The organism is Stenotrophomonas maltophilia group sp. RNC7 (assembly GCF_030910085.1).
GTDB classification, from domain to species: domain Bacteria; phylum Pseudomonadota; class Gammaproteobacteria; order Xanthomonadales; family Xanthomonadaceae; genus Stenotrophomonas; species Stenotrophomonas sepilia.
In genome coordinates this window covers 22,212-36,736 of record NZ_JAVFVN010000698.1, presented here as the reverse complement: position 1 = coordinate 36,736, position 14,525 = coordinate 22,212, and the positions used below count along the sequence as shown (strand labels likewise).

The 14,525-nt window shown below is 68.6% G+C and carries 11 protein-coding genes; 3 read left to right on the top strand and 8 right to left on the bottom strand.

Annotated elements, in window-relative coordinates:
- The first annotated feature begins 57 nt into the window (after positions 1-57).
- Complete coding sequence (locus RCF13_RS14895) at positions 58-291, top strand: glutaredoxin family protein (protein ID WP_053499620.1); 234 nt, start codon at positions 58-60, stop codon at positions 289-291.
- Positions 292-393: 102 nt separating this feature from the next.
- Here the strand turns inward: RCF13_RS14895 and RCF13_RS14890 are convergent, their stop codons facing one another.
- Genes RCF13_RS14890 through RCF13_RS14880 form a run of 3 tightly spaced genes read right to left on the bottom strand, consistent with a single transcriptional unit; the run spans position 394 to position 2,185 of the window.
- The gene (locus tag RCF13_RS14890) at positions 394-966 is read right to left on the bottom strand and encodes a YceI family protein (RefSeq protein ID WP_134967762.1); all 573 of its coding nucleotides are present in this window, start codon (positions 964-966) and stop codon (positions 394-396) included.
- A 3-nt stretch (positions 967-969) separates the two neighbouring features.
- Positions 970-1,542, bottom strand: a complete 573-nt coding sequence (locus RCF13_RS14885) for a cytochrome b (protein ID WP_005410672.1) — start codon at positions 1,540-1,542, stop codon at positions 970-972.
- 10 nt (positions 1,543-1,552) lie between these two features.
- Positions 1,553-2,185, bottom strand: coding sequence for a YceI family protein (locus RCF13_RS14880; protein WP_061478870.1), 633 nt, complete (start codon positions 2,183-2,185; stop codon positions 1,553-1,555).
- Between the two features lie 164 nt (positions 2,186-2,349).
- Between RCF13_RS14880 and RCF13_RS14875 the strand changes: the two genes are divergently transcribed.
- Entirely contained in the window at positions 2,350-5,892 is a 3,543-nt protein-coding gene (locus RCF13_RS14875; RefSeq protein WP_134967760.1) for an ATP-binding protein, read from the top strand.
- Positions 5,893-5,988: 96 nt separating this feature from the next.
- Positions 5,989-9,516, top strand: coding sequence for a hybrid sensor histidine kinase/response regulator (locus tag RCF13_RS14870; RefSeq protein WP_134967759.1), 3,528 nt, complete (start codon positions 5,989-5,991; stop codon positions 9,514-9,516).
- Between the two features lie 371 nt (positions 9,517-9,887).
- Here RCF13_RS14870 and mdtD read toward each other — a convergent pair whose 3' ends face one another.
- The 5 genes from mdtD to RCF13_RS14845 form a co-directional block, all read right to left on the bottom strand.
- Complete coding sequence (mdtD, locus tag RCF13_RS14865) at positions 9,888-11,297, bottom strand: multidrug transporter subunit MdtD (protein WP_005418383.1); 1,410 nt, start codon at positions 11,295-11,297, stop codon at positions 9,888-9,890.
- Between the two features lie 92 nt (positions 11,298-11,389).
- Positions 11,390-12,472, bottom strand: a complete 1,083-nt coding sequence (hemE, locus tag RCF13_RS14860; protein ID WP_154351240.1) for a uroporphyrinogen decarboxylase — start codon at positions 12,470-12,472, stop codon at positions 11,390-11,392.
- A 25-nt stretch (positions 12,473-12,497) separates the two neighbouring features.
- The gene (locus RCF13_RS14855) at positions 12,498-12,737 is read right to left on the bottom strand and encodes a WGR domain-containing protein (protein WP_053498927.1); all 240 of its coding nucleotides are present in this window, start codon (positions 12,735-12,737) and stop codon (positions 12,498-12,500) included.
- 120 nt (positions 12,738-12,857) lie between these two features.
- On the bottom strand, positions 12,858-13,970 hold the full coding sequence (gene aroB / locus RCF13_RS14850; protein WP_154351239.1) for a 3-dehydroquinate synthase: 1,113 nt from the start codon (positions 13,968-13,970) through the stop codon (positions 12,858-12,860).
- Positions 13,967-14,509, bottom strand: a complete 543-nt coding sequence (locus RCF13_RS14845) for a shikimate kinase (protein WP_061478864.1) — start codon at positions 14,507-14,509, stop codon at positions 13,967-13,969. Before RCF13_RS14845 ends, aroB begins: the two co-directional genes overlap by 4 nt.
- Between the last annotated feature and the right edge of the window lie 16 nt (positions 14,510-14,525).

Genomic DNA, 14,525 nt, shown 5'->3' with positions numbered 1-14,525 from the left:
GTTCACGCCGCACTTCCATGGCTGCGGCGCAGCATTTCCGCCACGGGAGCCCGGCCGGTGTTGACCCTTATCCAACGTGACGATTGCCACCTGTGCGACATGGCCCTGGCCGAGCTGGCCAGGGCACGGGCGCCGGAGTTCGAATCGGTGTTCCTGGACGACCAGCCGGCGCTGGAAGCGCGCTATGGCACGCGGGTGCCGGTGCTGCGTGACGAGCGCGGCGACCGCGAGCTGGACTGGCCGTTCGACGCCGCCACGGTTCAGGCGTGGTTGGCTGAAAGCTCATTGTAGAGCCGAGCCATGCTCGGCTGACGCGCGCAGCGCGACCTGGACGGCAGCCGAGCATGGCTCGGCTCTACAGGATGCGGCCGGAGCCGTGCCCCGGCCCATCGCTCATTTCGCGTCGAACTTCACGATCGTGCTGATCGCGGTTTCGTCCGGGATGGTCTTGGTGTCGGCCCAGTCACCGCCGCCGACGCCGAAGTCCAGGCGCTTGACCGTGGCCTTGCCGGTCAGCACCGGCTGGGTGCCCGGCTTCCAGGTGAAGGTCAGCGTGACCGGCTTGCTGACGCCGCGCAGCTCCAGTGTGCCATCGGCGGCGAACTGGTCGTTGCCCACCGCGCGGAAGCCCTTGGCGGTGTAGCGTGCGGTGGCGAACTTGCCAACATTGAAGAAGTCGGCACCCTGCAGGGTCGAATCGCGGTCGCTATTGCCGCTCTTGGCACCGGCCAGCGGGATCACCACGTCCAGCGAGCCGGCGGCCGGGTTGGCCGGGTCGAAGCTGAGCTTGGTGGCGAAGCCCGGGAAGCTGCCGGTGAACACTTCGCCGTCGTACTTGGTGGCGAACACCAGGATCGAGCCGGCGCCGGGAGCCTGCGCGTAATCGGCAGCGAGTGCCGGAGCGGTGGCCAGCATGCCGGCCAGGGTGGCGGCCACGGCGGCCGGAGTGGTCAGTTTCAGGTTCATCGGTCAGTCCTTCTGAGGGGAGGCGAGCCAGCCGCGCGGCAACATGCGGGACAGCGTTGCATCGCGTTGGAACAGGTGGTGGTAGAAGGCAGCGCCGGCATGGGCCAGCACCACCGCGATCAACAGCCAGAAGCCGTATTCGTGGATGGCATGCGATACCGCGACAACCTGCGGGTCGGGACCGCTCAGCTTGGGCACGTCGACCAGGCCGAACCAGCGGAACGGGCGCAGGCCGCTGGCCGAGTCGTACAGCCAGCCCGACAGCGGGATGGCGAACATCAGCACGTACAGCAGCACGTGGGTGGCGCTGGCGATGCGCTCCTGCCAGCTGGGCACGCCAGGCACCGGCTTCGGTGCACCGGCGTACAGGCGCCAGCCCAGGCGGAACAGCACCAGCGCCAGCACGGTGATGCCGATCGACTTGTGCGCGGTGTAGACCCAGAAGTACTTCGGGGTCTTGGGCAGTTCACCCATGGTCAGGCCGACCACGCCCAGGGCGAGGATCAGCAGTGCGATCAACCAATGCAGGATCTGGCTGACACTCCCCCAGGCGGCGGGGGTGTTCTTGGCGGTCATGAGGGGTCCTCTAGGGGGCCGTCTTGGGGTCGGAGTGCGGAACGGGAGCGGGAGTTCCCGGGGCGTCGCTGCGGTCGAGGGTGGCTTCAGCCTCGATCCTCAGCTGTACTGCATCACCGATGACGCCCGGCCAGGCGGTGATGCCGAACGCGCGCCGGCTCAGCGTGGTGCTGGCGGAAAAACCGGCGGTGCGTCGGAACGGGGGAAGCGGGTAGCGCTTGATGGCGTTGAGGGTCACATCCAGCGTGACTTCCTGGCTGACCCCGCGCAGGGTCAGCGTGCCGGACACGTGCGCGCGCCTGGCATCGATCGGCTCGACCATGGTGGAGACGAATCGCGCGGTCGGGAAACGCTCGCCGTCGAGCAGGCTGCGGGCCAACGTGGCCTGGTTCCACTTGGCATCACCAAGGTCCAGTCGCGACACCGGGATATCCACTTCCACGGTGGCGTCGCGCCAGTTGTCGGGATCGAACCGCACGCGCCCTTCGCTGCCCGATACCGTGCCCATGGCCTGCGAGTAGCCTGCGTGGTCGATCGAGAACAGCACCCGCGTGTGCACCGGATCGAGGCGATAGGTGTCAGCGGCCGCCCAGGCAGGGGCGGTGGCGAGCAGCATCGGCAGCAGGGCCAGGCAGGGACGCATCGATGGCGGGCTCCGGAAGGGGACGCTGCGATCATACGCACAGCCCCCTGCCAACGTTGCGTGCATGGGTGCAACAGTTCGTGGTGGTGCCGCCGCTGGAAACAGGCTGTTGCAGCCATGACCCCGGCCCTGTGTGACAATCGGCGCAGGACAGGGGGTTCAGGATGACGAGCGGCTGGCGCCTGTGGTGCCGTGGCATCGCAGGTATGGGACTGCTGCTGGTGGCGATGGCCACGGCGGCTGCGACCCTGCACATGGCAGAAACACCACGCCTGCGCCGCTTCGGTGCCGCCGAAGGCTTGCCGTCTCGCATGGTGGTGGCGCTGGCCGAGGATCGCCAGGGCCACGTATGGGCCGCCACCGATGGTGGACTCGCCCGCTATGACGGCAACAGCCTGCGGGTCTGGGAGCACGACCCGGAACAGCCGGGCTCGTTGCCAGGCAACGAGATCGAGACCCTGCTGATCGACCCGCTGGACCGGGTCTGGGTGGGCATCAATGGCAAGGGCGTGGCACGCCTGGATGCCGACCGCGAACGCTTCCAGACCTTCGATACGGTCAATTCCACCTGCCAGGGGCAGTTCTGGGCACTGGCCTATGTCGAAGACGCCTTGTGGATCGGGACCAACAACCATGGCGTCTGCCGTTTCGGCGAAGACGGCAGCGTGCGCCTCTACACCCATGATCCGGCGCACCCGGGTGGCCTGCCCAGCAACAGCATCTTCACCAGCCTGGTCGACGCGCGGGGCCGCCTGTGGGTCGGCACTGAAGCCGGTGTGGCGCGTTGGAACGGCAGCGGCTTCGAGCCGGTGGCCGCGCGGGAACTGGGTAGGCTGAGCGTGCTCCGGTTGAGCCGTGATGCAGACGGTTCGATCTGGGTAGGCAGCCAGAACGATGGCCTCTACCGCATCGATGGGCAGGACCGGGTCAGTCGCCCGCGATGGGCCGACAGTGCCCAGCTGCGGTCGGCCCTGGTCCTGGCCGATCGCCAGGGGGGCTACTGGGCGGGTACCTCCGATGGCCTGTTGCGAGGGGATGCGGCGGTGTTGCGCCGCCTGGAGGGGGACCGCGGCAGCGGCTTCCTGACCGCGCACAGCGGTGTGCTTGACCTGCTGCAGGATCACGAGGGCGGACTGTGGGTGGCGTTGCTGACCCAGGGCCTGGCCTATCTGCCACCGGACTGGCGGCGCTTCTCGATCTGGAACCAGCTCGACGGCAAGCCCCTGGACAGCCAGTACCTGTTGAGCGCGGCCAGCGACGGGAAGAACTACTACGTCGGCTCGGCGCGAGGGGTGTACCAGCTCGATGCGCAGGGCACTCTGCGTCTGCTGGCCAGCGACCGGCAGCTCGGCAACGGCGTGGTGTGGTCGGTGCTGCCGCGCCCGGATGGTCGCCTGTGGCTGGGACGCGGCGGCCGCATCACCGTCTACGATCCGGCCACCGGCGCATTGCGTGACCTGCGGATCGATGGCAGTGCCGACCTGCGCCAGCGCATCGACCTGATGCGGCAGGCCCCTGATGGCACGGTGTGGGTGTCGGTGATGGGCCTGGACCTGCAGCAGCGCGATGCAGAGGGCCGGCTGCTGCACAGTCATCCGCTGGAACATTTCCGCGGAACGGCCGATGCGCCGATCGAGCAGATCCGCTTCGACGCCCATGGCCGGCCCTGGGTGATGGGCGACATGGGCATCTGGCGTGAGCAGGCCGGACGCTTCGAGGCAGTGCCCGGCGTGTCGCGCGGCCCGATCTACGATCTGGTATGGATCGATCCGCAGCAGTTGTGGCTGGCGCGCCAGGGCGCCTTCGAGCGCTACCAGTGGGATGGCATGAGCCTGCGCCTGATCCAGCGCATCGACGGCAGTGCGGGCGTGCCGCCGGTGACCATGGGGGGGCTGGCGCTGGCCGACAATGGCCAGCTCTGGGCCACGACGCCGCGCGGCCTGCTGCGGTGGGACCCGAAGACGCGGCGCCTGCAACAGTTCAACGAACGCGATGGCCTGTCCGATGCCGAGTTCACCGGTCGGCCACCTGCGGTGAATGCCGATGGCCGCGTGTTGGCGGTTACCCAGACCGGCCTGGTCGCCTTTGATGTGAATGCCGACGACACCGTGCTGCCGCCTTCATCGCTGGTGATCGCCGAAGTGCGTGTGCGGCGCGACGACGCACGCGGCTGGCAACCGCTGCCGCTCACCGGCACCCTGCTGCTGGGACCGGACGACCGCGATCTGCAGATCGATGCGCGGCTGCTGTCCTATGCCAGCCCGCAGGGCAACCGGTACCGCTTCCGCGTGCAGGGTTACGACCAGGATTGGGTGGAGCAGGGGGGCGATGGCCAGCGCACCCTGTCGCGGCTGCCGACCGGCCGCTATGTCATCGAGGTGCAGGCTGCGACTGCCCGGGGCACGTGGACGCCTTCGCAGCAGTTGCAGGTGAAGGTGCTGCCGCCGTGGTGGCGCAGCGGCATGGCGATATTCGGCTACGTCCTGCTGGGGTCGTTGCTGCTGGTGGTTCTGGTCTGGTCGATCCGCGCGCGGTTGCGCCGCCGCCAGCAATGGCAGCTGACGGTGCACAAGCAGCAGCTGGCCGAGCAGGCCTCGCAGGCCAAGAGCCGTTTCCTGGCCACGCTGGGCCACGAAGTCCGCACGCCGATGACCGGCGTGCTGGGCATGAGCGAACTGCTGCTGGCGACCCCGCTGGATCCGGTGCAGCGCGGCTACGCCGGGTCCATCCAGCAGGCCGGCAGCCATCTGCTGCGGCTGGTCAACGATGCCCTGGATCTGGCCCGGATCGAAGCCGGGCGGCTGGAGCTTGACCTGCGCCCGTTCGATCTGGGGGAGCTGCTGGACCAGGTGCAGGGCCTGATGCAGCCGATGGCGCAGCAACGCCAGCTGGTGTTCCAGCGCGGCGAAGACCCGCCCGGGCCGATCAGTGTCAGTGGCGACGAGATGCGCGTGCGCCAGATCCTGCTGAACCTGCTCGGCAACGCGATCAAATTCACCGAGCGCGGCCACGTCGGCCTGGCCGTACGCCTGGAAGAAAAGGGCGGCCTGTGTTTCGAAGTCCATGACAGCGGCCCGGGCATCAACGCCGAGCAGCAGCAGCGCCTGTTCCATCGTTTCGAACAGGCCGACGGCCCGCGTACCGCGTCGCGCTACGGCGGCAGTGGCCTGGGGTTGGCGATCTGCCAGGAACTGGCGGTGGCGATGGGGGGGCGCATCGAAGTGGACAGCCAGCCTGGCAAGGGCGCGCGGTTCCGCGTGCGCCTGCCCCTGCCCTGGACGCGCCAGGCCGCCAACAGTGCAGGCGACGTGGCGGCCCTGCCGGAACTGCCGCCGCTGCGCATCCTGCTGGTCGAGGACGATGCCACGGTGGCCGAGGTCATCGCCGGCCTGCTGCGCGTGCGCGGGCATGAGGTGGTCCACGTGCTGCATGGCCTGGGTGCGCTGTCGGAGATCGCCACCGATGGTTTCGACGTCGGCCTGCTCGATCTCGATCTGCCCGCGCTGGATGGTACGGCCATCGCCCGCCAGCTGCGCACCATGGGCTATGAACTGCCGCTGGTGGCGGTGACCGCCCGTTCCGATGCCTATGCCGAAACCCAGGTGCTGGCCGCAGGCTTCGATGGCTTCCTGCGCAAGCCGGTGACCGGCGACCTGCTGGTGACGGCCATCGCCCAGGCGCGCGCGAAACGACAGGCGACTGCGTGACGACGCCGACGCCGGGCGTGAACGGCGCGACTTTCGGTTTACCATGCCGACGCCCGCAGCGCGGGAATCATCAGGACCAGCGTGAGGAGGCAATCGGTGGTGTATCTGCGGGCGGCGATGCTGCTGCTGGTCCTCCTGTGCTGCGCGTTGCCCGCTGCGGCACAGCCGGTGCCTCCGAGCCCGCGGCAGGTGACGGTGTTCGATGGCCTGCCGTCCAATACCGTCAACCGCATGGCCGAGGACCGTTACGGCTACCTGTGGATCGCCACCAACGATGGCCTGGCCCGCTATGACGGCCGCACCTACCGCGTGTGGCGTTCCGAGGATGGACTGCGTGACAACCGCATCTGGACGGTGCTGGTCGATGCCCGCAACCAGTTGTGGATAGGCACCGAGAACGCCGGCCTGGTGCGCATGTCGGCCGACCGCCGCCAGCTGCACTTCTACGACCGCAGCAGCCAGCCGTTGATGGGTACCAACACGGTCTGGAGCCTGGCCAGCACGCCTGATGGCTCGATCTGGTTCGGTACCCACGAAGGCGGCCTGTACCGCCTGGACAGCCAGGATCGCCTGCAGCGCTTCCTGCCCGAGCCGAACAATCCGCGCAGCCTGCCTTCGTCGTCGGTGCCCTACCTGGCCACGCTGGCCGATGGCAGCCTGTGGATCGGCACCAAGCATGGCGTGGCGCGCTGGACCGGGACCGACTTCGAGCGTGTCGGTACGGACATCATCCCCAGCCTGCTGATCAACGGGCTGACCGCCGAGCCGGATGGCAGCCTGTGGATCAGCACGATGGCCGGCGCCACCGTGCGCCGCCCGGATGGCCGCTTCGAAGCCCCCCCGTGGAAGCTGCCGCCGGGCGAGCAGGTGCTGGGCATGATGCTGCGCGACGAGCAGGGCGGGCACTGGCTGGATACACGCACCGGGCTGGGGCGTGCGGTCGATGGCCAGTACCAGACCGTGCCGCTGTACAGCGCGATCGCGCGCGGTCCGGTACGGTCGAACTGGACCGGTGCCTACGAGGACCGCGAAGGTGGCATCTGGTTGGCCAGCACCAATGCCGGGCTGTGGCACCTGCTGCCACGCTGGTGGCAGTTCTCGGTGCTGTCGCGCCTGGAGGACGACCCCAGCTCGCTGCGCAATGCACTCGTGCTGGGTACCAGCCCCTCCAGCAACGGCGGCGTCTGGACGGTGGGCAGCCATGGCGCGCTGGACCGCTTCGATCCGAAGACCGGCAGGATCGAGCAGCATCGCACCTGGGTCAACGGCATGCACTGGTTGACCTCGGTGCGTGAGGACCGGCGTGGGCAGGTCTGGATTGGATCGACCGATGCGCTGGTGCGCTACGACCCGCAACGGCGCGAACTGCGTCGTTGGGGCCGTGATGCCGGTGCAGATGCGGCGATGGAAGGGGTGGTCGAAGCAATGATGACCTGCGACGGCGACAGCCTCTGGTTGATGCTGCCCGCAGGCCTGCAGCAGCGCGACCTCGACGGCCACGTGCGGCGCCAGCTGGACAATGGCCAGCGCGGCCTGCAGCAGGGCCAGCTCAACCTTGATGTGGAATGCGGGCCGCAGGACCACATCTGGCTGGCCAGCAGCCGTGGCCTGCTGCAGTGGCTGCCGGAAAGCGAGCGCTTCCAGCCGGTGCCGGGCGCGCCGGCAACGGCGATCCATGCGTTGCATGTGGGCCGTGACGGTCAGGTCTGGTTGTCCGAGGATGGTCGACTGTCCCGTTACCGCTGGAGCCAGGGGCGGCTGGAACGGCAGGCGGTGGTCGGTGCCGAACAGGGCTATCCGGCGATCTCCGCCTCCGGCCTGGTGGTGGATGCGCAGGGCGTGGCCTGGGCGACCAGCGCACGCGGCCTGGTACGCGTCAGTGCCGATGGGCAGAGCGTGCGCCTGTACGGCGTGCACGACGGCCTGCCCAGCCAGGAATTCCGCGAACACACCTTGATCGCAGCGGCCGATGGCCACCTGGTGGCCGGAACGGCAGCGGGCGCGGTGGTGTTCGACCCGGAGCAGGTACGGCCTTCGGTCCGTCGCGCCCCGCTGGTGATCGAGCGGGTGGAAGTGCGCCGCAACGAGCAGGTGCTGGACATGACCCACGATGCGCCGTTGCAGATCGCCGATGGCGACCGCGACCTGCGCATCGTCGCGCGATTGCTGTCCTTCGCCGACTCGGCGTCCAATACGTACCGCTACCGCCTGGCCGGCTACGACCCCGATTGGGTCGAAGTCGGCCCGGCCGGCGAGCGCCTGTTCTCGCGCCTGGCGCCGGGCAGCTACCGGCTGGAAGTACAGGCCCGCTCGGCCGACCATGTGTGGTCGCGGGTGCAGAGCCTGGAATTCCGCGTGCAGCCGCCGTGGTGGCGCAGCCTGTCCGGCCTGCTGGTGCTGGCGTCGGTCGGGTTGCTGCTGACCAGCTGGTTTGCCTGGTTGTACCGACGCCGCCTGCAGCGGCGCCACGCCTATCAGCTGGCGCTGCACAAGCAGGAACTGGCCGAGCAGGCGTCGGCGGCCAAGACCCGCTTCCTGGCCAACCTTGGCCATGAGATCCGCACGCCGATGACCGGCGTGCTGGGCATGAGCGAGCTGCTGCTGGCCTCGCCACTGGACCCGCAGCAGCGTGGCTACACGCAGTCGATCCGGCATGCTGGCGAGCACCTGCTGCACCTGGTCAACGATGCGCTGGACCTGGCGCGGATCGAGTCCGGGCGCCTGGAACTGCAGTCGCAGTCGTTTGCGTTGAATGGCCTGTTGCAGGATCTGGCGGCGCTGATGGGCCCGCTGGCTGCACAGAAGGGCCTGCGCTTCGTCCTCGACAACCAGCTGCCGCCGGGCCTGCAGGCGACCGGTGATGCCATGCGCGTGCGGCAGATCCTGCTCAACCTGCTGTCGAACGCAGTGAAATTCACCAGCCGCGGCACCATCACCCTGCACGCACGTTGCGATGGCGAGCTGCGCGCGCTGCACTTCGAGGTGCGCGATACCGGCCCGGGCATCAGCCAGGAACAGCAGCAGCGCCTGTTCCGTCGCTTCGAGCAGGCCGACGGTGCACGTACCGCGGCGCAGTACGGTGGCAGTGGCCTCGGCCTGGCGATCTGCCGCGAGCTGGCGCATGCGATGCAGGGGCGGATCCAGGTGGAGAGCCAGCTGGGCCGGGGCACCTGTTTCGGCGTGACCTTGCCGTTGCCGCTGGTGGTGAACAGCGATGCCGAGGCATCGGCCGAGGGGCATCGCGACGAAGCGGCGAACATGCCGCCGCTGCGGGTGCTGCTGGTCGAGGATGACGCCACCGTGGCCGACGTGGTGCGTGGCCTGTTGAGCGCACGCGGCCACGAGGTGGTGCATGCCGGCCATGCGCTGGCGGCGCTGCGCGAGATCAGTGCCGGCGATTTCGATGTCGGCCTGCTGGATCTGGACCTGCCGGGCCTGAGTGGTTTCGAACTGGCCCAGCACCTGCGCAACCAGGGCTACATGCTGCCGCTGCTGGCGGTGACCGCGAGGACCGATCCGGACCTGCAGCAGCAGGTGGAAGCGGCCGGCATCGGCGGCTTCCTGCGCAAGCCGGTGACTGGTGAGCTCTTGGTGGAAGCGATCGCCAGGGTCACGGGTAGGTAGGTTCTGCAGGGCCTGCGGACCCACCCCGCCTTCGACAGAATTCTGCGTGCTGTCGAAATGGCGTGGGGTCAGATCCGTTTCCCGTAGAAAAACGGATCTGACCCCAGATCGATTTCGATATCTGACAGATGTGTCGACCAAGGTCGACACCTACCAAGAGCCGCCGGAGTCTGTCAGAGGTGGGGCGGTGTCGCAGTGCGGGGTGTCAGCCGCATGGATGCGGCTGCCAAGCTTACAAGCACGTACTTGCGGCGTCCCCGCACTGCGACACTGCCCCGCCAACCCACGGAATGCCGCTTTGGTTGTTGCTGTTGCCGGCCAGCGGCCGGCACTACCGCAGGTGCAGGGCCGCAGGCCCTGCCGAACCACCCTCACTCCGCGACGTGCTCGACCTGCCGCGGTTCGGGCTTGGTGTCAGGCAGCTGCCAGAAGATCATCGTCGAGGTCAGGGTGATCGCGCCCACGCACAGGAATGTGGCATGCAGCGCGGCGGTCGCGCTGTTGCTGTCCAGGTGATTGCCGAACGCGGCCAGCAGGCTGCCGGCCGCCGCGGCGCCGAAACCGGCGGCCAGCATCATCACCATCGACAGCAGGCTGTTGCCGGAACTGGCGAATTCGCGGTCAAGGTCGCGCAGCGTCACGGTGTTCATCACGGTGAACTGCAGTGAATTGACCGCGCCGAAGAATGCAAGCTGCACCAGGCGCCAGGCCAGGTGCTGGCCAGGTGTCATCAGGATGAAGCTGGCCATTGCCAGCCCCACCAGCACGGTGTTGGTCATCAGCACGCGGCGGTAGCCGTAACGTTCGACCAGCTTCACTGCCAGTTTCTTTGAGACCATGCCGGCGGCCGCCACCGGTACCATCATCAGGCCGGCGTTCATCGGGCCCAGACCGAGGCCGACCTGCAGCAGCAGCGGGATCAACATCGGCATGGCGCTGCTGCCGATGCGCGAGAACAGGTTGCCGAGGATTCCGATGCGGTAGCTGGGTACGCGGAACAGGGCCAGCGAGAACAAGGGCGCGGTGGAATTGGCGGCATGCAGCCAGTAGCCCACCAGCGCAGCCAGGCCCGCGACCGTCATCAGCATCACCAGCGCGTGCGGGGTGCCGAGTCCGGAGATGCCGTCCAATGCCAGCGACAGCACCACCATCGCAAAGGCCAGCATGATGTAGCCGCGCAGGTCGAAACGGGTGCGATGGCTGGCGTAGTGGTCGGGCATGATCTTCATCGCGGCGATGAAACCGATCACGCCGATCGGCAGGTTGATCAGGAACACCCAGTGCCATGAGGCGATCTCGACCAGCCAGCCGCCCAGCGTCGGGCCGATCAGCGGGCCGACCAGCGCGGGGATGGCGATGAAGCTCATCGCGCGCAGGAAATCCTCGCGCGGCACCGAGCGCATCACCGCCAGCCGGCCGACCGGCAGCAGCATCGCACCGCCGATGCCCTGCAGCACGCGCGCGCCAACCAGCTGGTGCAGGTGCTGGGCCAACGCGCAGGCCAGCGAGCCGAGGGTGAACAGGATGATCGCCACCAGGAAGGTGCGCCGGGTGCCATAGCGGTCGGCGATCCAGCCCGAGGCGGGAATGAACGTGGCGACCGCCAGCGCATAGCTGAACACCACCGACTGCATCTGCAGCGGGCTCTCGCCCAGGCTGGCCGCCATCGCCGGCAACGCCGTGTTGACGATGGTCGAGTCCAGCATCTGCATGAAAATCGCCAGGGACACCAGCCACAGCAGGGGACGCTGGCGGTTGTAGGTCGATGGCGATGTGGACATGGGGTGTGGCCGGTGCAGCGTGGGGGCCGCCATGATCGCGCACTGCGGGTCACGGCGCGATCAACATCGCGCCGTGATGGCATGCGGAATGCTCAGCGTTGGCTGTGCGCGTGCACCGCGTCGACCAGGACCTGCACGTGCGCCGGGTCCATGTCCGGCGACATGCCGTGGCCGAGGTTGAACACATGGCCTTCGCGCGAGCCGCCGTTGCCGGCGGCATAGGTGTCGAGCACGCGCGCTGCGGCCGTGGCGATCGCATCCGGCGAGGCGTACAGCGTGGTCGGGTCGAGGTTGCCCTGCAGGGCGACGCGACCACCGGTGCGGCGCATGGCCTCGTCCAGGTCCAGCGTCCAGTCCAGGCCCAGCGCATCGGCGCCGGTCTGCGACAGCGCTTCCAGATGCAGGCCGGTGCCCTTGCCGAACAGGATCAGCGGCGTGCGCCCGCTGCCTTCGCCACGCTCCAGTCCCTCGGCAATGCGCTGCAGGTAACGCAGCGAGAACTCGCGGTACATCGCCGGGGACAGCACGCCACCCCAGGTGTCGAACACCTGCAGCGCCTGCGCACCGGCCGCGCGTTGCGCACCGAGGTAGGCGATCACCGCTTCAGTGGTGACCTCCAGCAGGCGGTGCAGCGCCTGCGGATGGTTCAGCGCCATCGCCTTGATGCGTGCGAAATCCTTGCTGCCGCCGCCTTCCACCATGTAGCAGGCCAGCGTCCAGGGGCTGCCGGAGAAGCCGATCAGCGGCACCTGGCCGTCCAGCTCGCGGCGGATCAGGCGTACCGCATCCATCACGTAGCCCAGGTCCTGCTCCATGTCCGGCACGGCCAGCTTGGCGATGGCCGCTTCATCACGTACCGGGTGGCGGAACTTCGGGCCTTCGCCTTCGACGAAGTACAGCTCCAGGCCCATCGCATCGGGAATGGTGAGGATGTCCGAGAACAGGATGGCTGCGTCCAGCGGGAACCGGCGCAGCGGCTGAAGGGTGACTTCGCAGGCGATCTCCGGGGTCTTGGCCATGGCCAGGAAGCTACCGGCCTTGGCCCGGGTCGCGCGGTACTCCGGCAGGTAGCGGCCGGCCTGGCGCATCAGCCAGACGGGGGTGCAGTCCACCGGTTCGCGGCGCAGGGCGCGCAGCAGGCGATCGTTGCGGAGAGGGCTGGTCACGATGGGCATTCCTTGGACGGGAGGAGCAGCGGCGTCAGTCGCCGTGCGAAAGGATCTGGAAGCCGCGATGCAGTTCGGCATCGCGGGCCTTCTCGAAGGCGTGGCGGGCGTCGTCGGCCTGCAGGAACAGCTCGCGCCGCAGCTGCGAGCGGCTGCCGACGCGGCCGCTCTCGCGCAGCAGCTCCCAACCGCCGAACAGGTCCGGCTGCAGGCTCAGGCGCAGGAAGCGCGGTGCCTGCGCACCGGCGTCGGGATGTTGCAGGTAGACGTGCATGGCGCCGATTGTATCGTCCCGGGGCAGCACGGACCTGTAGAGCCGAGCCCACGCTCGGCTGCGCTTCATGCCGCAGCACAATCCGTCAGCGCCGGGCCACGCCCGGCGAACGCGGAAAGGTCAGCCCGCGCCCAGCACCTTCAGCACCGCCGCTTCATCCACGTCCGGCACCACTTCGGCGCGGCCCATGCCGCGCCACAGCACCAGGCGCAGGCGGCCGGCCACATTCTTCTTGTCCAGGCGCATGCGGCCGAGCAGGGCCTGCGGGTCCAGCCCGGCCGGGATCGCCACCGGCAGGCCGAGGCGTTCCAACAGTGCCTGCAGGCGAGCGCGGTCGGCGTCGTCGGCCAGGCCCAGGTCGGTGGACAGCTTTGCCGCCAGCACCATGCCCACCGCCACGGCTTCGCCATGGTTCAGCGCATCGCGGCCAGGAGCCGAGTAGCCCTGCTCGGTCTCGATGGCATGGCCGAAGGTGTGGCCGAGATTGAGCAGGGCACGCTCGCCCTTCTCGAACGGATCGCGCTCGACGATGGCGGCCTTGTGCCGGCAGCTGCGCGCGATGGCTTCGGCCAGCGTGGCATCCTCGCCGGCCAGCAGCGCATCGGCATGCTGCTGCAGCCATTCGAAGAACACCGCATCGCCCAGCGCGCCGTACTTCACCACTTCGGCCAGGCCCGCGCGCAGTTCGCGCGGCGGCAGGGTAGCCAGCACGCGGGTATCAGCGATCACCGCACGCGGTGGATGGAACGCGCCGACCAGGTTCTTGCCGGCAGGGATGTCGACCGCGGTCTTGCCGCCCACCGACGAATCGACCATCGCCAACAGGGTGGTCGGCAGCTGCACGCAGTCCACGCCGCGCATCCAGCAGGCGGCGGCAAAGCCGGCAAGGTCACCGACCACGCCGCCGCCGAGGGCGAACACGCAGGCGTCGCGGGTGGCGCCGAGCGCGGCCAGCGCTTCGATGGCACGGCCGAATTCGGCCAGCGTCTTCGAGGCTTCGCCGGCGGCCAGCACGTGCTCGCCGACGATCAGGTCGGGGCGTGCGGTCAACAACGTCTGCTTGACCGACGCCATATAGCGCGGAGCCACTTCGCTGTCGCTGAGCAGCAGCACATGGCGGCCGCGCACGTGTGAAACCAATGCAGCGCCATCGGCCAGGGCACCGGCGCCGATGGTGATGGAGTAGGGGCGATCGCCGCCAACGGCGACCTGCAGCAGGGCGGGGGAAGTCATGCGGTCATGTCCTGGCGCTGCCATTGCGTGGCCAGCTTGACTACCAGTTGGGCAGTCGCGTCGGCAGCGGTATACGGGTCGGTATCGAGGGTGAGGTCGGCCAGTTCTCGGTACAGCGGGTCGCGCTGTGCGGCCAGATCATGCAGTACCTGCTCGCGGTCCGGGCGCTGCAGCAGCGGCCTGCCCTTGTCGCGGGCCAGGCGTTCCAGCTGCGCGGCCACGCCGACCCGCAGGTAGACCACGAAGCCGCGCCGGGCAATCAATGCGCGGTTGCCGGGGTCCAGCACCGCGCCGCCGCCGGTGGAGACCAATTGGCCGCGGCCTTCCAGCACGCGGGCCAGGGCCTGCCGCTCATGGCTGCGGAAGCCGGCTTCGCCGGTGTGCTCGAAAATGGTCGGGATGCTGGCGCCGGCGGCATCGACGATGGCCTGGTCGACATCGACGAAGTCCAGCGTGAAGCGCTCGGCCAGGCGGCGGCCGATGCAGGTTTTGCCGGCGCCCATCGGGCCGATCAGGATCAGGTTCGGAGCAGGATTCATGCCCTGTGATGCTAAC

Coding starts and splice junctions, on each gene's coding strand:
- RCF13_RS14890 (WP_134967762.1), bottom strand. CDS start 966: ATGAACCTGAAACTGACCACTCCGGCCGCCGTGGCCGCCACCCTGGCC.
- RCF13_RS14885 (WP_005410672.1), bottom strand. CDS start 1,542: ATGACCGCCAAGAACACCCCCGCCGCCTGGGGGAGTGTCAGCCAGATC.
- RCF13_RS14880 (WP_061478870.1), bottom strand. CDS start 2,185: ATGCGTCCCTGCCTGGCCCTGCTGCCGATGCTGCTCGCCACCGCCCCT.
- RCF13_RS14875 (WP_134967760.1), top strand. CDS start 2,350: ATGACGAGCGGCTGGCGCCTGTGGTGCCGTGGCATCGCAGGTATGGGA.
- mdtD (WP_005418383.1), bottom strand. CDS start 11,297: ATGTCCACATCGCCATCGACCTACAACCGCCAGCGTCCCCTGCTGTGG.
- hemE (WP_154351240.1), bottom strand. CDS start 12,472: ATGCCCATCGTGACCAGCCCTCTCCGCAACGATCGCCTGCTGCGCGCC.
- RCF13_RS14855 (WP_053498927.1), bottom strand. CDS start 12,737: ATGCACGTCTACCTGCAACATCCCGACGCCGGTGCGCAGGCACCGCGC.
- aroB (WP_154351239.1), bottom strand. CDS start 13,970: ATGACTTCCCCCGCCCTGCTGCAGGTCGCCGTTGGCGGCGATCGCCCC.
- RCF13_RS14845 (WP_061478864.1), bottom strand. CDS start 14,509: ATGAATCCTGCTCCGAACCTGATCCTGATCGGCCCGATGGGCGCCGGC.